Origin of the sequence: Comamonas sp. NLF-1-9 (assembly GCF_019195435.1) — a bacterium.
In the GTDB taxonomy this organism is placed as follows: domain Bacteria; phylum Pseudomonadota; class Gammaproteobacteria; order Burkholderiales; family Burkholderiaceae_C; genus Comamonas_C.
Map to the genome: position 1 here is coordinate 2525519 of NZ_CP078069.1, position 21240 is coordinate 2546758.

General features: G+C 64.8%; 15 protein-coding genes, 1 CRISPR repeat array and 1 riboswitch. Of the genes, 4 read left to right on the plus strand and 11 right to left on the minus strand.

Annotation, left to right across the window (positions count from 1 at the left end; translation table 11 throughout):
• Positions 1-38: 38 nt before the first annotated feature.
• Positions 39-1403 carry an aspartate aminotransferase family protein gene (locus KUD94_RS12160; RefSeq protein ID WP_218237452.1) on the minus strand — a complete coding sequence of 455 codons (1365 nt, stop codon included), beginning with the start codon at positions 1401-1403 and terminating at the stop codon, positions 39-41.
• A gap of 98 nt (positions 1404-1501) precedes the next feature.
• On the opposite strand from KUD94_RS12160, the gene KUD94_RS12165 reads away from it, so the two are divergent.
• Entirely contained in the window at positions 1502-1747 is a 246-nt protein-coding gene (locus KUD94_RS12165) for an ATP-binding protein (protein ID WP_218237453.1), read from the plus strand.
• Positions 1748-1953: 206 nt separating this feature from the next.
• Positions 1954-5142: a CRISPR direct-repeat array (repeat unit 37 nt; unit sequence GTTTCAATCCGCGCCCGCCATTGCTGACGGGCGATGC).
• A 204-nt stretch (positions 5143-5346) separates the two neighbouring features.
• On the opposite strand, the gene cas2 is transcribed toward KUD94_RS12165, so the two are convergent.
• Genes cas2 through KUD94_RS12210 form a run of 9 tightly spaced genes read right to left on the minus strand, consistent with a single transcriptional unit; the run spans position 5347 to position 14984 of the window.
• Positions 5347-5637 (minus strand): CRISPR-associated endonuclease Cas2, encoded by a 291-nt coding sequence (gene cas2 / locus KUD94_RS12170; protein ID WP_218237454.1) that lies wholly within the window; start codon positions 5635-5637, stop codon positions 5347-5349.
• An 11-nt stretch (positions 5638-5648) separates the two neighbouring features.
• Positions 5649-6674 (minus strand): type I-C CRISPR-associated endonuclease Cas1c, encoded by a 1026-nt coding sequence (gene cas1c, locus KUD94_RS12175; RefSeq protein WP_218237455.1) that lies wholly within the window; start codon positions 6672-6674, stop codon positions 5649-5651.
• A gap of 8 nt (positions 6675-6682) precedes the next feature.
• A complete protein-coding gene (cas4, locus tag KUD94_RS12180) occupies positions 6683-7312 on the minus strand; it encodes a CRISPR-associated protein Cas4 (RefSeq protein ID WP_255568820.1) in 630 nt (209 codons plus the stop codon).
• A 35-nt stretch (positions 7313-7347) separates the two neighbouring features.
• Entirely contained in the window at positions 7348-8229 is an 882-nt protein-coding gene (locus tag KUD94_RS12185; protein ID WP_218237457.1) for a Bro-N domain-containing protein, read from the minus strand.
• Between the two features lie 57 nt (positions 8230-8286).
• A complete protein-coding gene (gene cas7c / locus KUD94_RS12190) occupies positions 8287-9129 on the minus strand; it encodes a type I-C CRISPR-associated protein Cas7/Csd2 (protein WP_218237458.1) in 843 nt (280 codons plus the stop codon).
• Positions 9126-11051, minus strand: coding sequence for a type I-C CRISPR-associated protein Cas8c/Csd1 (cas8c, locus tag KUD94_RS12195; RefSeq protein ID WP_218237459.1), 1926 nt, complete (start codon positions 11049-11051; stop codon positions 9126-9128). The genes cas7c and cas8c overlap by 4 nt, the downstream gene beginning before the upstream one ends.
• Entirely contained in the window at positions 11048-11773 is a 726-nt protein-coding gene (gene cas5c / locus KUD94_RS12200; RefSeq protein WP_218237460.1) for a type I-C CRISPR-associated protein Cas5c, read from the minus strand. The genes cas8c and cas5c overlap by 4 nt, the downstream gene beginning before the upstream one ends.
• Entirely contained in the window at positions 11766-14267 is a 2502-nt protein-coding gene (locus KUD94_RS12205; RefSeq protein ID WP_218237461.1) for a CRISPR-associated endonuclease Cas3'', read from the minus strand. Before KUD94_RS12205 ends, cas5c begins: the two co-directional genes overlap by 8 nt.
• A gap of 33 nt (positions 14268-14300) precedes the next feature.
• Positions 14301-14984 (minus strand): CRISPR-associated endonuclease Cas3'', encoded by a 684-nt coding sequence (locus KUD94_RS12210; RefSeq protein ID WP_218237462.1) that lies wholly within the window; start codon positions 14982-14984, stop codon positions 14301-14303.
• Positions 14985-15101: 117 nt separating this feature from the next.
• On the opposite strand from KUD94_RS12210, the gene dinG reads away from it, so the two are divergent.
• Both dinG and KUD94_RS12220 read left to right on the plus strand, forming a co-directional pair.
• Positions 15102-17267 (plus strand): ATP-dependent DNA helicase DinG, encoded by a 2166-nt coding sequence (gene dinG, locus KUD94_RS12215; RefSeq protein WP_218237463.1) that lies wholly within the window; start codon positions 15102-15104, stop codon positions 17265-17267.
• Positions 17268-17278: 11 nt separating this feature from the next.
• Positions 17279-18016, plus strand: a complete 738-nt coding sequence (locus KUD94_RS12220) for a hypothetical protein (RefSeq protein WP_218237464.1) — start codon at positions 17279-17281, stop codon at positions 18014-18016.
• Positions 18017-18032: 16 nt separating this feature from the next.
• On the opposite strand, the gene KUD94_RS12225 is transcribed toward KUD94_RS12220, so the two are convergent.
• A complete protein-coding gene (locus KUD94_RS12225) occupies positions 18033-18284 on the minus strand; it encodes a GlsB/YeaQ/YmgE family stress response membrane protein (protein ID WP_218237465.1) in 252 nt (83 codons plus the stop codon).
• Between the two features lie 89 nt (positions 18285-18373).
• Positions 18374-18454, plus strand: a riboswitch (S-adenosyl-L-homocysteine riboswitch).
• A gap of 56 nt (positions 18455-18510) precedes the next feature.
• Between KUD94_RS12225 and metH the strand changes: the two genes are divergently transcribed.
• Positions 18511-21228, plus strand: a complete 2718-nt coding sequence (metH, locus tag KUD94_RS12230) for a methionine synthase (RefSeq protein WP_255568821.1) — start codon at positions 18511-18513, stop codon at positions 21226-21228.
• Positions 21229-21240: the final 12 nt, after the last annotated feature.

A 21240-nucleotide genomic window follows, 5' to 3' on the forward strand; every position in this document is an offset into this window, starting at 1 on the left:
GCGGCCGTATGGCATGGCGCGTGCCGCCTGCTGCCTGCCTACGCGGTCTGCGCGAGCGCATCTCCCAAACTACTCACAAGGCGCTCGAGCTCGGCTTCGGTGCTGATGAAGGGCGGCGCAAGCTGGATGCTGTCGCCGCCGTAACGCACATAAAAGCCCTTGCGCCAGCAGGCCATGGCGATCTCCCAGGGGCGCCGGCCCGGCTCGCCCGGCAGCTGCTCGATGGTAAAGCCCGCAGCCAGGCCGTAGTTGCGGATGTCTTGCACATGCCGGGCGCCCTTGAGCCCATGCACCAGGTTTTCAAACACCGGTGCGAGCGCGCGCACCCGCGCCGGCGCATCCTCGGCTTCGAGCAGCTGCAGCGTGGCGTTGCCCGCAGCGCAGGCCACGGGGTGGGCCGAATAGGTGTAGCCGTGCGGGAACTCCAGCAGGTAGTCGGGGCCGGCGGTGCGCAGGAAGGTGTCGTAGATTTCCTTGCTTGCCACGCACCCGCCCAGCGGCTGCGCGCCATTGGTCACCTGCTTGGCAAAGTTCAGGATGTCCGGTGTCACGCCAAAGACCTCCGAGCCGGTCCAGCCGCCGGCGCGGCCAAAGCCGGTGATCACCTCATCGAAGATCAGCAAGATGTCGTGTTGCGTGCAGATCTCGCGCAGACGCTGCAGGTAGCCCGCGGGCGGGATCACCACGCCGGCCGAGCCGGAGAAGGGCTCGACGATGACCGCAGCGATGGTGCTCGCGTCGTGCAGTGCAATCACGTCCAGCAGCCGCTCTGCCAGCGCCTTGCCATCGAGCGGCGGCATGCCGCGGTGAAAGGAGCCCAGCGGCGGCTGGGTGTGCGGCAGATGGTCGGCTTCTATGCCCTGGCCGAAGGCCTTGCGGTTGCCCGCCATGCCGCCGACCGAAACGCCGCCAAAATTCACGCCGTGGTAGCCCTTCTCGCGCCCGATCAGGCGCGTCTTGCCCGCCTGGCCGCGCGCACGCCAGTAGCCGCGAGCCATCTTGAGCGCGGTGTCGGCCGCTTCCGAACCCGAGCTGGTGAAGAACACATACTCCAGACCCGCAGGCATGTGCGCCTTGATGCGATTGGCCAGCTCGAACGAGGCCGGATGGCCAAACTGGAAGGCCGGCGCATAGTCCAGCGTCCCCACGGCCTGGCCGACCGCCTGGGCAATCTCCTTGCGGCAATGGCCCAGCCCCGTGGTCCACAGGCCGGACAGGCCGTCGAAAACCTTGCGGCCATCGGCGTCGATGTAATACGCCCCTTCGGCCCCCACGATCATGCGCGGGTGCGCCTTGAAGTCGCGGTTGGCCGAAAACGGCATCCAGTGCGCGTCCAGCCAGGCGGCATCCGTGCGCGTGCCCGCGGCAGCAGCGCGGGGCTCATCAACGACAGCAAAATTCATCACGACCTCCTGCAAATATCCGGACAACGGACGCCATTGTGGCCCTGAACAAGACAGCGCTGGCGGCGCAGCCTTCACCAGCATGCCATGCTGAGGGCATGCAGCGCCGCTCCATCGCCATTCCGGCCATCGACACCACACGCTGCACCGGCTGCGGCTGGTGCGTCGCGGTGTGCCCGCCGCACGTGCTCTCGCTGCACGAACTGGACGAGGCCGCGGGCTCCATCAAACGATCGGTACTCGACGACGCGCACGCCTGCACCGGCTGCGCCCTGTGCGCGGTGCGCTGCCCGTTTGATGCGATAGCGATGGTGCGACGCGAGGGCGGCCGTGGGCTAGATTGAGCTGCCGCAAGGCGGGTACCTGCAGTGCGCCTGGTTGGGCTGTGCTCAGGCAGCCACGTCACCAGCGCTATCGGCGTTTTGAACCAGACCGACGGGCAGCCGATCGATGGAGCATGGCATGCGCGGGGACAAGCCTTGCGCCTCCCGATATGACCCGCAACCTGCCGAGACACGGCTGACGCTATCGCGGCGGGTGACGGCAACGGGTAGCGCACCGCGCCCGACCAAGTCTGGCTGCGCCGATGGATGGCTATGCCGGCAAAGTACGTTCGATCGAGCTGGTCGCGGTTTCAATCCGCGCCCGCCGTTGCTGACGGGCGATGCCGGAGTGCTGGGGCGGCGTTGGTATGAGTGGCCGGTTTCAATCCGCGCCCGCCATTGCTGACGGGCGATGCCCTGCCTACGGCATCGACCCGGAAAAGTGGTTTGTCGTTTCAATCCGCGCCCGCCATTGCTGACGGGCGATGCCCGGCGTGCCGCGGCCCGTGCCGTCCTCGCTGGCGTCGTTTCAATCCGCGCCCGCCATTGCTGACGGGCGATGCCGTCTTGATCGTCGCCATCTCGCCCGGCTCCATCCGGTTTCAATCCGCGCCCGCCATTGCTGACGGGCGATGCCGCCTGCGCTGCCGATGTTGCCGTGGTCGGAGTGGTTTCAATCCGCGCCCGCCATTGCTGACGGGCGATGCCGCCTGGCCGCAGCTCAGCCCCCGCAAAAAGTAGGTTTCAATCCGCGCCCGCCATTGCTGACGGGCGATGCCTGAAATGCGCGCGCAGTGACCCCACACCGTAGTGGTTTCAATCCGCGCCCGCCATTGCTGACGGGCGATGCACGCGCGACACCTGCGGCAACGCTGATAAGTGCCGTTTCAATCCGCGCCCGCCATTGCTGACGGGCGATGCGGCAGCGCAAAGGCGTCCATGGCGCCAGGGCGGTGTTTCAATCCGCGCCCGCCATTGCTGACGGGCGATGCGTGGGATGCGTCTCTACGGAATAGGGGGCCTGAATGTTTCAATCCGCGCCCGCCATTGCTGACGGGCGATGCCCCATCGGTAAGCTCCAGCCTGAGCGAGCAGACAGGTTTCAATCCGCGCCCGCCATTGCTGACGGGCGATGCCCAGGAACGACTCTCGACGGACGCATCGTCACCGTGTTTCAATCCGCGCCCGCCATTGCTGACGGGCGATGCTGGCCACGCCCGCCATGACGGCGGCGGCAACTTCGGTTTCAATCCGCGCCCGCCATTGCTGACGGGCGATACCAAAAAGGTCTTGCGCTACACGTTAAAGCGTGTAGTTTCAATCCGCGCCCGCCATTGCTGACGGGCGATGCCTGGCGCTCGGTAAGCTGGGTGCCTTCGATGGCGTTGTTTCAATCCGCGCCCGCCATTGCTGACGGGCGATGCGGGGCGTAGTGCGGGATTTTTGCGGGTTTGCGGTGTTTCAATCCGCGCCCGCCATTGCTGACGGGCGATGCAGGCCATAGCTGACGTCATTGATTGACCACTTATGTTTCAATCCGCGCCCGCCATTGCTGACGGGCGATGCGTGGGATGCGTCTCTACGGAATAGGGGGCCTGAATGTTTCAATCCGCGCCCGCCATTGCTGACGGGCGATGCGCGAGGTGCGCCGCGAAGTCTTTCGATGGCTCTGGTTTCAATCCGCGCCCGCCATTGCTGACGGGCGATGCCATTCGTCGGCGCTCATGCGCGTGCAGGTGAGCCGTTTCAATCCGCGCCCGCCATTGCTGACGGGCGATGCTGGCGTCGATCAGGAGGGCGGAGGCGTCGGCAATGTTTCAATCCGCGCCCGCCATTGCTGACGGGCGATGCGCGAGCTGCCCGCGACAGCTTTACCGATCTCATCGGTTTCAATCCGCGCCCGCCATTGCTGACGGGCGATGCGCGGCCATCGTGTACTTCGACGTGACATTGACCGGTTTCAATCCGCGCCCGCCATTGCTGACGGGCGATGCGTGCTGGCGCTGCGCACCGGCATGCGCTCCGGGGTTTCAATCCGCGCCCGCCATTGCTGACGGGCGATGCAGCAGCTCGGGTGCGCCGCTCATCTTGACGACGGTTTCAATCCGCGCCCGCCATTGCTGACGGGCGATGCCGCCTGCGCTGCCGATGTTGCCGTGGTCGGAGTGGTTTCAATCCGCGCCCGCCATTGCTGACGGGCGATGCCGCCTGGCCGCAGCTCAGCCCCCGCAAAAAGTAGGTTTCAATCCGCGCCCGCCATTGCTGACGGGCGATGCCTGAAATGCGCGCGCAGTGACCCCACACCGTAGTGGTTTCAATCCGCGCCCGCCATTGCTGACGGGCGATGCACGCGCGACACCTGCGGCAACGCTGATAAGTGCCGTTTCAATCCGCGCCCGCCATTGCTGACGGGCGATGCGGCAGCGCAAAGGCGTCCATGGCGCCAGGGCGGTGTTTCAATCCGCGCCCGCCATTGCTGACGGGCGATGCCTGCGAAACCAAGCAGCGCGAGCTGGAGAAAAAGTTTCAATCCGCGCCCGCCATTGCTGACGGGCGATGCCCGGTGAGCTGATCGACGCTGAGTTTGCCGGCCTTGTTTCAATCCGCGCCCGCCATTGCTGACGGGCGATGCATCGCCTACCCGCTGCAAAACCCCGGCGCAAAGATGTTTCAATCCGCGCCCGCCATTGCTGACGGGCGATGCATCCTAGGCAAGCCCAGCAATGTCGATGTCAAATGGTTTCAATCCGCGCCCGCCATTGCTGACGGGCGATGCCCGCGCGGCGCCCTGCAGCGACGCATCGAGGCGCTGGTTTCAATCCGCGCCCGCCATTGCTGACGGGCGATGCGCCTCGGAAACAAGAGCGTCTCCAAGCGATCGAGTTTCAATCCGCGCCCGCCATTGCTGACGGGCGATGCATTGCGCGCAGGCGCTGCGCCATTTCGCTGGTTAGTTTCAATCCGCGCCCGCCATTGCTGACGGGCGATGCCGTTGCGCACCGCGATAGGCTGCGCGTCTTGGTAGTTTCAATCCGCGCCCGCCATTGCTGACGGGCGATGCTTGGTACACCTGCTGCGAGTGTGGTGCCAACATTGTTTCAATCCGCGCCCGCCATTGCTGACGGGCGATGCATGGTGTAGCGCTGGCCCAAGGCCCAGTAGTCGATGTTTCAATCCGCGCCCGCCATTGCTGACGGGCGATGCTTGTTCGGGGTTGACGTAGTCCCACTTGGGCGTCGTTTCAATCCGCGCCCGCCATTGCTGACGGGCGATGCGCCCGACGGCACCAGGCTGACGCTGGGGAAGTAGTTTCAATCCGCGCCCGCCATTGCTGACGGGCGATGCCTGCGCTTTGCTGCAGGGTGGCGGCCACTTGCGTGTTTCAATCCGCGCCCGCCATTGCTGACGGGCGATGCGCTTCACGGCCAAGGCGGTGTCGGGCCGGCACTTTTCCCTGCTCGCGCGCGAAGTCCCGCTTGGCTATTCGAGAAGCCGATCAAATCCGCGCGCACAAGAAGAAAAATCATGGAACGACAACCGCTTATGAAGCGCGCGAACCTGTTCATGGCAACGCCATCACTTGAGGTTCGCGGCAGTCACGATAGCACGGCGTGGCGGCCTTACAGCACCAGCGGTGCATCAAAATCCACGGCCTTGAAGCTGCCGTGCTCCAGCACTTCAAAGCCTCGGGTTTGCGGCATCCGGTACAAGCGCAGGCAGTCCTGCTCAGGGTTGATTTCGGCCAACAGTCGGCGCTCCAGCGCCTCGAACTGCGCCACGTCCACCTGGCATTCAAAGACCGATTTTTGCACCCGCTGCCCCGTGCTCTCGCACACCTTGGCGATGCGGCGCAGGCGGCGCCGGCCGGCGCTGGTTTCGGTATTCACGTCGTAGCAAACCAGTACCAGCATGGCCCCTCTCTTTACCTGGGTACAAAGGGCAAATAGGGCATGGCGTCGTCGCGCAGCGCACGCGCCAGCAGGCGCGCCTGCACCAGCGGCACCAAACCCAGGGGCAGACTTTGCGCCAGCAACGGGTGGGTGATTTCGTCCTTCTTGCGCTCCTGGTAAGCCGTCACCACGGATTTGCGTGCGTCGCCTTGCAGGGACACGCTGCCTTCGCGCAGGTCAAAATCATCCGCCTGCACCTGCCCACGGTTGATGAGGGTGAGGGCCAGGCGATCGGCCCAGGGGCGAAACTCTTCCATCACATCCAGCGCCAGTGCGGCACGTCCCGGGCGCAGGGCATGCAAGAAGCCGACTTGCGGATCAAGCCCGGCGGCTTCCAGTGCGCTGCGGCAGTCGTTCATCCACATGGCGTACAAAAAGGACAGCAGGGCATTGAAGCGGTCACGCGGCGGGCGGCGCGTGCGGCCGTCCATGGCGAAATGCTCGCGCTGATCCGGGCGCACCAGCAGCGGCAGGCCGCTGAAGTACTGGCGCGCGGCTTCGCCTTCCACACCGCGTACGGTGTCCAGCGTCGTCGCCTCGGGCAAGACACGCAGGCTGGCGGCCAGGTCGTCGGCGCGGCGGATCAGCACGGCGGCTTCGTCTGCGCTCTTGGCCTCGCGGGCGCCGCGCTGCAAGACCTGGCGCGTGTTCTTGATCTTGCCGGCGACAAAGCTGCGCGCCATGTCCAAGACATAGGCCGCGTCCGCGCCGCGCGCAAACTGCGCCTGGCGCAAGAGCACGTTGCCGCTGACTGCACCTTCGAGCCTGGCCTTGAAGCGGCCATTGGCATCGAGCAGCACCAAGGCGATGCCCTCGTCGGCCAGGCGGTGCATGAGCGGCGCGGACAGGCCGACGTGGCCAAAGCAGACCACGGCCGTGAGGTGATGCAGCGGCACGCGCAATCGGGTTTCGCGCTCGACCTCGATGCGCAGGGTGTCGTTGTCCAGGCGCAGCCAAGCGTCGGGCAGGGTGACGTAGAGGGTGTTGAGCAGTTGCACGGTTTGCCTCAAGCCTCCGGGTCGAACAGGCTGCGCCGTGCGGCGGCCAGGAGGAGGGGCGTAGCCTGGGGTTGGCAGCGCTCTTGCAAGGAGCAGCCTTTGCAGCGCTGTGCGGCCTGATCGCCCACCAGGGGCGACGGCAAAACGCCGCTGGCCAGCATCTGGCGCACGGCTTGGGCGGTGTCCGCGACGTCTTTGCGCAAGTCGGCGGTAATGGGCACGACGCGGCGCCGGCGCGAGCTGGCGTAGTACAGCGCACCCTCGGGCACGGCCCGGGAGGTCATGGTCTCCAGGCACAGCGCCTGCGCGGCCAGTTGCAGATCGTCGCAGGCGGCGATGGCCGGCGCCTTGTGGCGGCTGCCGTGCTTGTATTCCACCGGGTAAGGCGTGCCGTCGGGCAAGAACTCGATCACGTCCGACTTGCCGATCAGCCCCAGCGTGTCGTGCCACAGCGGCAGGGCGCGTTCTACGCGCACGCCCTTGGTGCTTTGCACGCTGGGTTGATCCACCCGCGCGTGCTCGGCCTGACCGCGCAGGGTGTGCAGGTTGTCGTCGAAGGCCTGCTCCAGATGGATCAGGCCGCATTGGCGCGGGCAATACTTCCAATGCTGCAGCGCCGAGAGCGAAATCGGATCCAAATCGGCATTATCCGGCGTAGGCATTGCGCGAACAGCTATGGTTTTTTACGCGACGGGTGGGCAAGTTCGGCCGTGGGCGGCTGGAGCTGAGGGGCAGTGCCCTCTGCCTGCGATGGCAGGTAGTTGCCCCCGGTCACCACCGATTGGCCGGTCTGCGCTTCGAGCTGCTGGCGTGCCTGGCGGGCGATGCGCCCACCTGCGTGCGCCGCTCCCTTGTTCTCTTGCAGGCCGGTGGCATCCTGGGCAGCGGCGATCTGGCGCGTGGACAGCTCGGCAAGGGCGGTAAAGATCAGCTCGGCTTCGCTCATATGGTCGCGCAGGTTCTGGCTTTTCAGACCCTTCTTGGCCTTGTGCTGCGCCACCGACAGGCCCGCCCATTCCTGGTGGATGAGATTGGTGAGCAGGGCAAACTCCTGTCCCGGCGCAATGCCATGCTCGGCCCAGTAGTCGGTGAGCTTGTTGCGCGTTTCCTGCCCGGTCATGCGCTGCTGAATCCATTTGTCGCTGCGCCCGAGCTGCTGCCAGGTCTGGCGGGCGCGATCCAGCGCCTGCGCCGGGTCGGCAATCTCCTGCATGCGCTCGTAGCCCACCTTGGCCAGCCAGAGTTTGATGGGTTCGGCCTTGGGGCTGGGGATGGATTGCACCAGGCGCAGAAGGGTTTGCGCGCTGGCGCAGTCGGTCTCGCGCTGCTTGCCGTCCGTCGAGGGTAATTTGAACTGTACGATTTCAGCGTACGGTTGCTCTGAACCCGCCTCCTGCGCCAGCTTGCGCTTGAGGTCAGACCAATAGCGGCGGGCGTTATTGGAGTCGGTCAGCACCTGAACAACATCGACGACGGAAAACCACCAGGTGTCCGTGGCTTCGTCATACAGGCGGCGAATGGCCTGGCCGTCGAATTGGGTCGGCAGGATTTTCATCAAATGCTCCTTGACAAAGCCTGCATGGTCGTCGCAGCAGGCTTTGCAGCGTTCTCGTCAAAAGCCACTGATGATTTCTGGATCGAGTCCATCCAAAGGATCCAAACGGATGCTGCCATCGGCATTCACCGTCAAGGAACCATGCACCTTGGCCGACGAATACTGCCCGGACTTGCAGTTGTGCCGCCACCAGACGACGGTCAGCACTTCCATGCTGCCGTCCGGCCGGGCAGACGAAGCGTCGTTCTCAAACATCTTGGGCAAGATGGCTTTGAGCACCTGGGCATCGGCATCGCTGAAGCCCGTGCGCTCGGCCAGCTGCGGGTTGATGCTGCCAAAGGTGCAATAAATGCCGCTGTCCACGCGGTGCTTCATGCCCATGGTGTCTGAACCGCGTTTCGTGCCGTCACCCTCGCCGCTGACGCTCTTGGTGATCTGCGTGCTGGTAATGGAAACCGGCTCTACGCTAAAGGCCGACTGGATGGTAACCGGGCCACGGATGGGGATAGATACCCCACCCGCGTCACCACCCGCAGCAAAGGCAAACACCTGGCCAAACGCCCGCACATCAAACCACTTGGCGCAGGCGAGTTTGGCGGTTGCATCCTTGTTGGCATTTTTCTTGAAGGCATCCTTGCCCAAACCGTTGGCAGCGGATTCCGCGCGGTTGCGCAGGCTGGTTTCGCCATCGACCTTGCGGTCGTCCGACTGCACGAAGATGGCCTTGCCCGATTCCAGCAGGCGATCGCGCAGCTTGCGCTTGAGGCACACATCGGTGATCTCGCCATAACCGCCATAGTCGGTGCGCGGGCGGTTGCCGTTCAAGGGGTCGCCATTGGGGTTGGCGCGTTTGACGCGCAGCACCACGGCAAAGTCGATTTTGTTTTGCAAAGCGCTCATGCGGGTTCTCCAGTCATAGCGGTTGGGGTGGTTTCAGATGCGTCATCGCTCGATTCGCCACGTGAGCGCAAGGCCTGACGTTGGCAGTGGTAGCCCAGCAGAAATTCACCACTCAATGGCGTGTCGGTCAAAAAATCCTGCGGGTCAAACAGCGCCACGATGTCATCGAGCAAACTCTCTTTTTTGTGCAACACCCCAGGGCGCATGGCGCGCAGCCTGGCGATGTAGGGGCGCAAGGACAGTTCGATGGTGCGCCACGTCGAAGCGGGCCGATCTGCAAAACGCTGCATAAGGCGCGCCGCTGAGGTGTCCCTGGCCTTTTCACCTGCAGCGTAGAGCGCGTAGCTCTCAATATCTTCAGCAACCGCCAGCAGCCGACCAAACAAATAGTCGCGGCTGGTGCGCTCTTGCTCCAATGCCATCAGATACCCCCTCTCGTTGAAAAAACCTTTGAACAGCGCGCAGGCAATGCCCAGGCAGCGCTCCCATTCCCACACTTCCATGCCCACCCGGTTGGCCACGCGGCGCACTGCCGATCGAAGCAGATCCAAGGGCAGCGGAACCCCATCGACGATGCAAGGCAGCAGCCGCTCCACGGTGGATGCGCGCAATTTGTCGTCCAGGCGGCTGCCAAAGGCCGCCTCCGCAATATCACGCGGCGCTGGGGCACCAATGAATTGGCGCTCCTTGCCGTAGTTCTGCGGCCATGCAAACTGCCCATGCCACGCCTGCAGGCGTGCCAGAAATTCGGAGCCCTTGAGCTCCCGGTAGAAGGTAATGGCCATGCGCCCCGGGGTTGCGGAATCGAGCCCCAGCACCACCACTTCATCCCTGGGCGCAAGCTGTGCGGCGTAACCCGCAATGGCTTTTCGTAGTTGCAAACCAAAGGCCTGGCCCGCATCCGCGTGGCTGATGCCCAGCGCCCAGTCCAGGGATGCACCGCCAAACGCTTCGTACGTGGCCAGCAGGGGATCTGGAATCGGCTTGCCCGTAGGCTCCCAGGCCACAAACACCTGATCGCCATTGCGGTAGCCCTGCCGTTCAATCAGCCAGCGCAAGGCGTTGTGCGCCTTTTGCGTGGCGACGAAACCTATGCTCAATGCTTCTTCATCGCTGATGAAGCGCCCCCGGTAGGTGTAGCCCGAGCTGTCGTTGGCCGAAATCAATTTGGCCTTGTCACCGCCGTGGCGCAGCTTTGCCGGGTGCTGCACGGCTAAAGTAGCTTGCTGACCCGTCGCCATGCACAAACCTACGTTCTTCTGCCTGTGCTGGTAGTACGCGATCCAGGAGGCAAGCAGCGCTTCGTCCGTCCATGGCGCTGAGTTGGGGTCGTCGCCCACCTCCACGCGCCAGCGCACAAACGCATCGTCGGGCGATTGCTGCGGCGCCAAAACTTTGAAGATGGCGGGTGCGCTGGCCTTGTCAGCACTCCATACCTTGAGCAGCTTGCCGTCGTCACCCACGGGGAGGATGCCCGCTTGAATCAAGTCGGCCACCACATTGCCGCCCTGCACATAGGCCCGCACGGCCAGCAGCTTGGGATGTGGATCGGCAGCGGCCCAATCCGACAGAGATTTCACGTAGTCGCGGTACGGCTCGGCCGGGTCGTTGGCGAAACCAACCGTCACCTCCCCACCCCACGACGTGAAGTCCTGGGCGAGGTATTGCAGCTTGTCATGCAACGGGTGGTTAATGGGTTTTTTGCCGCTGCGCCCTCCCGATGCCTCGGTGCAGGGAATCAAGGTCAGGCCCTGGGCTTTTTCCAGCACGGAAGCACGCCTGAAATGGCCAGCGCCATCGAGCACGATTTCAATCTGTGCGTTCTGGGTGCTGTGGCAAATAGGCATCAAAGGTGTTGAGCCCTGCGGCTCCTTGCCCTTGCACGCGTCGTAGGTGGCAAGTAGCTTGGGCAACCAACTCATGCAGACACCCCCATTTCGCAGGCGTCCGCATCTACGGGCCGGATGCCTTGATTCAGCCCGAAAGGTTTGACGTTCATGGAGCGCACGAACCTGCGCTCGGTGCAATCCCGCGGGGGCGGGAAACGAATGACGCCGTTGACCATGGTCGGCCGCCAGAAGCGGGCGTGCAGTTCCGTGCCGCCTGTTTCATCGGGGTAGTCAAAACCATGGAACATCAAGCCAAAGGCCAGCTCCCCAGCATCGTCTAGCTCTCCGGCACCCGAGCCAAACTCGCAGGCCTGCACATAGCCCTGGCAGTCGCGTGTGCCCAAAAAGATGTCCTGGCGCCCGCCGCGCTCGACCATGCGCTGGGCAATGGCGTTGTGCTTGGCTTCGATACGGTCGTCAGTCAACTCGGGGCGATGCTCGTTCCACTCGAAGTGGGCGCGCACCTGGTATCGCACGTCGGCCAGGAAGGTGTAAATGGCCAGGCTGTTACCGCCACCCAGTTCCAACGGCTTGACTCCCTTGGTCTGGGTGCGGATGCGCTTCATGACCCGCACTTCGTCGATCACCCAGATCAGCGTCGGCTTCCAGTAAATGGACTTGGCGATGCCCTTCAAAGCTTCGTAGGTCGGGACGTGGTACGAGCACTTTTCGCCACCCACTTTGCTCAAGGGGTCGGTGAACAGGGCGTAGCGCCCAGACACTTCGAACTCGATGCTGCGTCGCGGCTTAGGCATACAAAACCTCCATGGGGGAAACGGGCTCAGTGGCCAGACCAAACAAGTCGCTGTAGTAGCGCTCATTCAAACAAAGGATGCGCGTATCCGGCTTGACCTCGTGCAAGGCTTGCGCTGCCATAAGTTTTTTGAGTACATGGGGAAACACGTTCACGCTGTACTGCTGCGCCCGCCGCAGCAGTTCGATTTCCAGCTCTACGTCGTAGGCGGCGCACAGGTCGGCAATCAATTGCTTGCCATCCGCCCCAAAGGGGACGATGACCGCCTGCGTGGCCGAGTCGATGGCGCGGAAGGCCTTGGCCGCCGTCATGAAAGCCTGGCGGAAAAAAAGCGGGGGTGCGGATGCGTGCTGGCGTTTGTATTCGTTCACGCTACCTGCGTTGAGCGACAGCAGGTTGAGCAGGGTGTCGTTTTGCGCGACATCGCCAGCCACCACCGCATAGCTCATGTCTGCGGCGCGGTCGAAGAAGTAATAGCGGTAGTAAGCGTGCATTGCCGCGGGGCTGAGTAAGTCATCACTGAATCTCTCTGGGTTTTGCTGGAACTCATCGAGCACCCGCAAGGCGGCGTTACGCCCCTGCAGAATGTCGGGCAGCTTGTCGAGGTTTTCCGCCTGCGGATTGACGACATGGACGCGACCGATGGTGCGCAGCCCATTGCGGTTGCACCGGCCCGCCGCCTGGGCAATCGAGTCGAGCCCGGCCATGAAGCGGATGACGCTGCCAAAGTCCACATCCACGCCGGCCTCGATCAACTGCGTGCTCACGCACAGCGTCGGCTGGCCGGCCCTCAAGCGCGCAAGCAGTTCGGCCAGGCGCGCCTTGCGGTGGGCCGGGCACATGTCGGTGCTCAGGTGAAAGGCAGTGTCTGGATCCACCGCAGCAGCGCACAGCTCAAAAATACGCCGTGCCGATGCCTTGGTATTGACGATGACCAGACAGCTCCCGCTGGCTTGCGTCTCTGCCATGGCGAGATCGGCCACCTCCTGACCGCTCCAGCCCCCGGCTCTGCGTTGGTCATTCACCGCTACCCGTTTGAGCGCCTTGAATAGGTGGCCGACGTCAGGTATCAACTCAGGTGCCGTCGCCAAACGGATAGCGCCCAAGGCGGGATTGACACTGTCGAGCAGCGGCTGCGTAGCGGTACACAGAAGTGCCGTGGTGTTGCACTGCGTCGCCAAGAAATTGATGGCGTTGTTGAACAGGTGGACGCATTGCACGGGCAGGGTTTGCACCTCATCGAACACCAGCACTGCCCGGACCAGCTGATGCATACGGCGCGCGCCCCGCGTGCCCGCGCCGAACAAGGCTTCCAGCAACTGCACCATGGTGGTGTAAACAACCGGGGCATCCCAGTTCTCGCACAACACCTTCTCGCGCCAGGTTTGCTGCTCGGGCGTGAGGCTGCCGTGGTGCTCCAGCACGATCCGGCCCTGATCCTGTGGCGCGTCCGCAGGCTCCAGTACCTCGCGCACCACCCTGGCGTTCTGGTCGATGATGGACGTGAAGGGAATGACGTAGATGATTCGATCCAGACCACGTTCCCTGGCGTGATGCAAAGCAAAACGCAGGCTGGCCAGGGTTTTTCCACCGCCCGTGGGCACGGTCAGGGTGTAGATGCCATGGGGCCGTGCCGCAGCCTGGTGGCAGTGCCAGGAAATATCCTGGCGTAGGTGGTCGATGGGGCGGGTGGGCGGCAACTGTGCCAAGTGGCGCTCCAGGCGCTCCACCAGCACAGTCCAATCGGTATAGCGCCCGCCAGGGCGAAAGCTGCGCTGGCGCCGTTTTTCAAAATCGGCCGTGTCGATACGGTCGGCATCGATCAGGCAACTGAATAGAAACCGCACCAGCAGACCCCATTGCTGCTGCACCGTCACAGGGCTGCCTTGCGCCTGATTGCTGCGCCCAATCTGTGTGAGCAATGCCTGGAATTTGGCCGCGACGCGGCCATCTGCCAGCAAGCCACGGCAGCGTTGCAACAGCTCGGGATCGGCCAGGCGCTGCACTTCATCCAGATGGGTGCGCTGCTGCGCCTTCTCCATGCGGCGGGCAAAGAGGTTTGTCCCAAAGGCATCGGCCCGGGCGCTGATGCAGTCGATCAGGCCGGAGTGGTGTGAAGCTATGCACAAGGCAAGCGCCTGAGCCGTTTCAAGAGCGCCTGTTTTGCCGAGAACCTGCCATGCAAACTGTGCCCCGGCGGTGGAGTGATCTACCTTGCCTTTCAGGTTCTTGGCATCCACCCAGTCCTCGTCCTCGTCTTGGTTCAGCGCGCCAATCGCAGACTTCAGATAGGCCTGGAAAGCCCGGCTGTACTTGCCCAGATCGTGCAACAAGCCCAGCAGTTCGCCCATTTCCTGCAAGCCCAGTTTGCCTGCGAGCTGCGCTGCGATTTCTCCGACCCCGAGCAAGTGGTCTTCCAGGGACTGCCAAGTGTTGTCCGACGGTCGATGATGGGCGACAAAAGAAGCGGCGGTTCCTGCCGGCTGGGAAAACATAGATTAGGTTCCAGCTATCGTAATGACGAATGGTTATTGCATCCCAATGGCCACGCATTGCTTTCTGGCGCAACTTTGGTGCGACATCGGTGCAGGTTTCGGCATGCAGGACGTTGCCCGGCGCGCCCTGCCGGCGTCGAAATGCGCTTCGGTATCCAGAAAATCGGCATCCACCAGACAGGAGAACAACATCCGCAGCCACAGCGCAAAGCCGTCTTGGCCACCCGGGATGGCCCTCAAGTCCGGCACGAAATCGCCCGCATCCAGGATGGCTCGCGGCGGCTGGGCATCCAGCGCCTCTTGCAATTCCTGCGCACTGTCTGCCTGGCTCAGGCGCACTTCCAGATCGCCCTCCCAATTCGCCAAGCCAGCATGGTGTCCAGCAATCAGATAAGCCAGCACGCGCGCCATCAGCTTGCCCCGGTCGCCATGCGCTTGCCCAAGGCATTGGATCGCCCACAAGGCCCCGGCGGCGGAATGCGTCTTCTCGCGTCCCGCCACCTTGTGTTCGATATGAGCATCCTCGACCTGGCGCACATGGCGCTGAAAACCGGGGCGATACTTTCCCAGGTCGTGCCACTTTCCAGCCAACCTCGCCCACGACGAGAGACTCTGCTCCCGGCCCAGAGCAGCGGCGAAACGTTGTGCACGCTCTGCAACGGACTGCAGATGCTCTGCCAGCGGGTGCCCACCAGAATGTGCCCAGTATTCAGTCACGCGTGCGCCTTGCATAAAGATGACTACGAGTCCCCACTTCGGCAAATGAGCTCATGCGGCTACACCGCACCCGTTACGATAGCTGGATAAACCCACAGCTTGCATCGCGTTTACCCCATGTCCCCGCCCGACCACGCCCTCGCCGCGCTGGCGCAGTTCGACGCCGTCGTCGCTGCCACGCCGGGCATGCGCGTGCGCGACGGGCAGCGGCGCATGGCCGAGGAGGTAGCGCGCACCTTTGCCCGGGCGCAGCTCGCGCGCGAAGGGTCGGCTGCCGAAGAGGAACCCGCGCGCGCCATCGCGGTGATCGAGGCGGGCACGGGCGTGGGCAAGTCGCTTGCGTACGCGGCGCCGGCGATCCAGATGGCGCTGGCGCGCGGCACGCGGGTCTTGATTGCCACGGCCACGGTGGCGCTGCAGGAGCAGCTGGTGCACAAGGACCTGCCGGCCCTGGCCGCGGCGATGGCCGAGCCTTTCAGCTTCGCGCTGGCCAAGGGGCGGGCGCGCTACGTCTGCAAGCTCAAGCTCGAACGTCTGGCGGGCGACTGCGCCGACGATGAGGACGGTCTGTTCACCGATGAAGAGGCACCGGGTCAACCTCCCGCCGACGCCGCGGCCGGCAAGGCCTTCTACCAGCGCCTGGCAGACGACCTGGCCACGGGGCTGTGGGACGGCGACCGCGACCAGCTCACGCTGCCGCCCGAGCCCGCGCTGTGGTCGCCGGTGGCAGCCGTGGCCCATACCTGCAGCGGACGCCATTGCCCGCTGTTCTCGACTTGCACCTACTACGAGCGGCGCAAGGAGCTGGTGGGCGCGCAGGTCATCGTCGCCAACCACGACCTCTTGCTGTCGTCGATCGGGGCGCGGCTGCTGCCCGATCTGGACGATTGCCTGCTGGTGATCGACGAGGCGCACCACCTGCCCAAGACGGCGCTGTCGCAGTTCGCCTGCGAGATGGACTTGTCGCGCCTGGGCTGGCTGGGCCAGCTCGCCAGCCGGGCGCTGCGTGTGGGCGCGCAGGTGCAGCTGGCCGATGGGGTCGATCTGGCCGCTGCCGGCAGCCGCTTGCGCGTGGCGCTGCAGGATGCCGAGCGCCTCGTCATCGATCTCTACGGGGCGCCGCTGCGCGCACCGTCGCATTCCGGCGCCCGGCCCGCCAGCTGGCGCAGCCGGGTGCCTCAGGGGCAACTACCCGAGCCGCTGATGCTGGCGCTGGCGCAGGTGCTGCAGCATGCGGGCGATTTCCTTGAAGGGCTGCGTGCCATTGCCCGCGCGCTGCGCGAGCGCCTGCGCGACGAACCCGCCGACGCGCGGCGCCTGTCGCAGCTCTATGCCCAGGTGGGGCAGCTCGCGCCGCGCCTGGAGGCGGTGCACGCCACCAGCGCCCTGCTGTTGCAAGAGCCCCCCGAAGGCGCTGCGCCGGCCGCCAAGTGGTTCACGCTGGCAAGCTCGGACGCCGGGGTGCTCGTGCGCGCCCACGCCAGTCCGCTGCTGCCCGGCGCAAGCCTGGCTGCGCAGTTGTGGCGGCGGGTGCGTGCGGCGGTGCTGACATCGGCCACGCTCACCAGTTGCGGCAGCTTCGACTTCTTCCTGCGCGAGGCAGGCCTGCATGGCGATGCGGCGCTGACGACGCTGCAGGTGGCCAGCCCCTTCGACTATGCGCGTCAGGGCACGCTGCTGGCGGCAAGCACGCTGGCGGCGCCGCGCGAGGTGGCGGCGTTCACGCGCCAGATGATCCAGGCCTTGCTCGACGACCTGGCTCAGGTGGCAAGCGGCGCGCTGGTGCTGTTCACCTCGCGCGAGCAGATGCGCGCCGCGGTGGAGCAGTTGCCCGCGGAGCTGCGCGCGTGCGTGCTGGTGCAGGGGCACCAGCCGCGCCTGAAGCTGCTCGCGCGCCATCGCGAGCAGGTGGCGCAGGGGCGGGCGTCGATCATCTTCGGGCTGCAATCCTTTGCCGAGGGCGTGGATCTGCCCGGTGCGCTGTGTGAAGCGCTCTTCATCACCAAGTTGCCGTTTGCGCCGCCCGATGAGCCCGTCGACGAGGCGCGCGCCGAATGGCTGCGCGCCAGCGGCGGCGACCCTTTCATGGAACTCGTCGTGCCCGCGACCGCCTTGCGCCTGGCGCAATGGGTGGGGCGGGCGATACGCAGCGAGGAAGACCGCGCTCGCGTGGTCTGTTACGACAAGCGCCTGCTGCATACCGGCTACGGGCGGCGGCTGCTGCGCGGCCTGCCCGCCTTCACGCTGCAGGAACGCCTGCCACAGACCGAAGGCAGCGGCTGACAATCAGGCCCATGCGTGCACGCTCTGCCGGACCGCTCGCCCCCTTGCTGATGGCCGCGCTGCTGGCGGGGTGCGCCAGCGATGCCCCGACCGACCGCGGGCAGGTGCGCGCAGCCCCGGCGCACCAGAGCGAGCTCGCGCAGTCCGAACTCAACCGCGCCGCCACGCTGGCCATGCGCGACAACCTGCACAGCCTGATGCTGCTGGCCGACAAGCTCTACCGGCGCAACCCCGGGCAATGGCGCGCCGGCGGCCACGCCAGCCGCGAGCTGGCCTTGCAGCGCCTGCAGCAGGCGCTGGATCTGCGCGAGCCCTGGCCCGCGCTGCTGGGCCGGCGCGACATTGCGGCGATGGCGCTGGCGATGGCGCCCGAGTTCACCGGGGATCGCGTCGCCGCCTTCATTCTGGCGAGCGCCGACATGCTCATCACCGCCCACGGCGGCAAGACGAGCTTTTATCTCCTGGACCACCTGGATGCGCAGCGCATCTACAACGCGGCGCGCAACATCGAGACCGCCGCCTGGATCCTCGCGCAGCGGCGCGATGCCCGGGGCCATGCGCTGCTGCTGGCCGACGAGATCGCGGCCGACGGCACGCGCAACCTGAGCTTCGAGCGTGAATTCGGCAAGATCATCGGCCGCCTGGACCTGCTGGCCGAGCTCAGCGACGAGCGCATGCGCCGCGCCGCAATCAACTGGGTGCAGGGCGTGCTCGGCGCCGGGTTGCTACAGTTTTTGCCGGTCAAATGAAGACCGATATTGCGCCTCAGGCCTTTTTGCGCATAAGTCCGTAGAGCACCAGCAGCACGATCGCGCCCACCACCGAGGCGACCCAGCCGGCGGACTCTCCCACCTCATACCAGCCCACCGCCTGGCCGGCATAGGTAGCAACGAAGGAGCCTGCCACGCCCAGCACGATGGTCATGATCCAGCCCATCTTGTCGTCGCCGGGCTTGATGGCGCGTGCGATGAGACCGACGACGAGGCCGATGAGGGCGGTGCCGAGAATACTGAGCATGGCGTCAAAGATGCAGTGAAGAGCCGCCTATCTTAGGGCGCCAGGCGCCGCGCAGCGCCGCCACGGGCCTGCCGGTAAAATTGACCCCGGTTTTCAAGGAGCGCTGCAGCGGACCGGCCCGGTTCGTCAGGCTTGAAGACGACTTCGGATTCCAACGGCGCTCACCTGTTTTCCCAGCGCACGCAGCGTGCAGGTGAGTGAGATGTCCGCCCTTGTTCTCCCCCCCATGAAGCTCTCCGGCCTGGAGCCGGTCACGATCGACGAGGACTCGCTCTTCGTCAACGTCGGCGAACGCACCAACGTCACCGGCTCCAAGGCCTTCGCCCGGATGATCATCGCCGAGCAGTATGAAGAGGCGCTGTCGGTGGCGCGCCAGCAGGTGGAAAACGGCGCCCAGGTCATCGACGTGAACATGGACGAAGCCATGCTCGACGGCAAGGCGGCAATGGTGCGCTTCCTGCGCATGCTCGGCTGCGAGCCCGACATCGCCAAGGTGCCGGTGATGGTGGACTCCTCCAAATGGGAAATCATCGAGGCTGGCTTGCAGTGCCTGCAGGGCAAGGGCATCGTCAATTCCATCTCGATGAAGGAGGGGGTAGAGGAATTCAAGCAGCATGCCCGCCTGGTCAAGCGCTATGGCGCGGCTGCCGTGGTGATGGCGTTTGATGAACAAGGCCAGGCCGACACGCTGGAGCGGCGCATCGAAATCTGCACGCGCGCCTACCGCATCCTGGTCGATGAAGTCGGCTTCCCGCCCGAGGACATCATCTTCGACCCCAATGTCTTTCCGATCGCCACCGGCATCGAGGAGCACGCGAGAAACGGCATCGACTTCATCGAGGCCACGCGCTGGATCAAGCAGAACCTGCCCGGCGCCAAGGTCTCGGGCGGCATCTCCAACGTGAGTTTTTCCTTCCGCGGCAACGAACCGGTGCGCGAGGCGATCCACACCGTCTTTCTCTACCACGCGATCAAGGCGGGTCTGGACATGGGCATCGTCAATGCCGGAATGATCGGCGTTTACGACGACCTGGAGCCCGAGCTGCGCGAGCGCGTGGAAGACGTGGTCTTGAACCGCCGCCCGGACGCGGCCGAGCGCCTGCTGGAGATCGCCGAAAGCGCCAAGGGCGCGGCGCGCGACGATGGCAAGAAGCTCGAATGGCGCGGCACCCCCGAGGCCCCGGCACCGGTCGGCGAGCGCCTCACGCATGCGCTGGTGCATGGCATTACCGACTTCATCGTGGCAGATACCGAAGAGGCCTACCAGCAGATCTGCGTGCAAGGCGGCGCGCGGCCGCTCGCGGTGATCGAGGGGCCGCTGATGGACGGCATGAACGTCGTCGGCGACCTGTTCGGCGCCGGCAAGATGTTTTTGCCGCAGGTGGTCAAGAGCGCACGCGTGATGAAGCAGGCCGTGGCCCACCTCGTACCCTACATCGAGGCAGAGAAAGAAGCGCAGAAGGCCGCGGGCATAGACATCTCCAGCAAGGGCAAGGTGGTGGTGTGCACCGTCAAGGGCGACGTGCACGACATCGGCAAGAACATCGTCACCGTGGTCTTGCAATGCAACAACTTCGAGGTGGTCAACCTCGGGGTGATGGTGCCTTCGCACGAGCTGCTGGCCAAGGCCAAGGAGCTGCAGGCGGACATGGTCGGCGTCTCCGGCCTGATCACGCCCAGCCTCGAAGAGATGCAGCACGTCGCAGCCGAGATGAACAAGGACGACTACTTCACCAGCCGGCAGATTCCGCTCTTGATTGGCGGCGCCACCTGCTCGCGCGTGCACACCGCGGTGAAGATTGCGCCCAAGTACGACGGCCCGGTGATCTACGTGCCCGACGCCTCGCGCAGCGTGGGCGTGGCGCAAAGCCTGCTGGGCGAGGGACGCGCCGACTACCTGGCCGAGATCCAGACCGACTATGCCCACGTGCGCGAGCTGCATGCCAAGAAGAAGCGCGTGCCGCTGTGGCCGCTGGAGCGCTCGCGCGCCAATGCCACGCCGGTCGATTTCACGCATTTCAAGCCCACGCCGCCGCGCGTGCTCGGACGGCGCAGCTTCGTGAATTTCGACCTGGCCGAAATCATCAAATACCTCGACTGGGGGCCGTTCTTCCAGACCTGGGACCTGGCCGGCGGCTACCCGCGCATCCTGCAGGACGAAGTGGTGGGCGAGGAAGCGCGCAAGGTCTTTGCCGACGGCCAGGCCATGCTCAAGAAGATCGTCGAAGGCCGCTGGGTGCAGGCCAATGGCGTGATCGGGCTGTACCCGGCCAACCGCGTCGGCGACGACATCGAGTTCTACACCGACGAATCGCGCACCGAGGTCTTGATGACCTGGTACGGACTGCGCCAGCAGACCGAAAAGACCCCGGTGAACGGCGTGATGCGCCCCAGCCGGTGCCTGGCGGACTTCATCGCGCCCAAAGAGTCGGGCATCAGGGACTACGCCGGCATGTTTGCGGTGACGGCCGGCATAGGCGCGGAGAAGAAGGAGCAGGAATTCCTCGCGCAGCTCGACGACTATTCCAACATCACCTTCAAGGCGCTGTGCGACCGCCTGGCCGAATCATTCGCCGAGTGTCTGCATGCGCGCGTGCGCCGCGACCTCTGGGGTTACGCCAAGGATGAAGCGCTGGACCGCGACGAGATGATTGCCGAAAAATACCAGGGCATACGCCCGGCGCCTGGCTACCCGGCCTGCCCGGACCACACGGTCAAGACCACGCTGTTTGCCACGCTGGATGCCCCCGAGGTTGGCATCGAGGTAACCGACAGCTTCGCGATGATTCCGCCTTCCAGCGTTAGTGGCTTCTACCTCGCGCACCCGGAATCGACCTATTTCAGCGTCGGCCAGATCGGCGAGGACCAGGTGCAGGACATGGCCGCGCGCCGCGGCATGGAACTGGACGAACTGCGCCAGCGCCTGGCGCAAAACCTGGGCTGAAGCGCGCGCAGC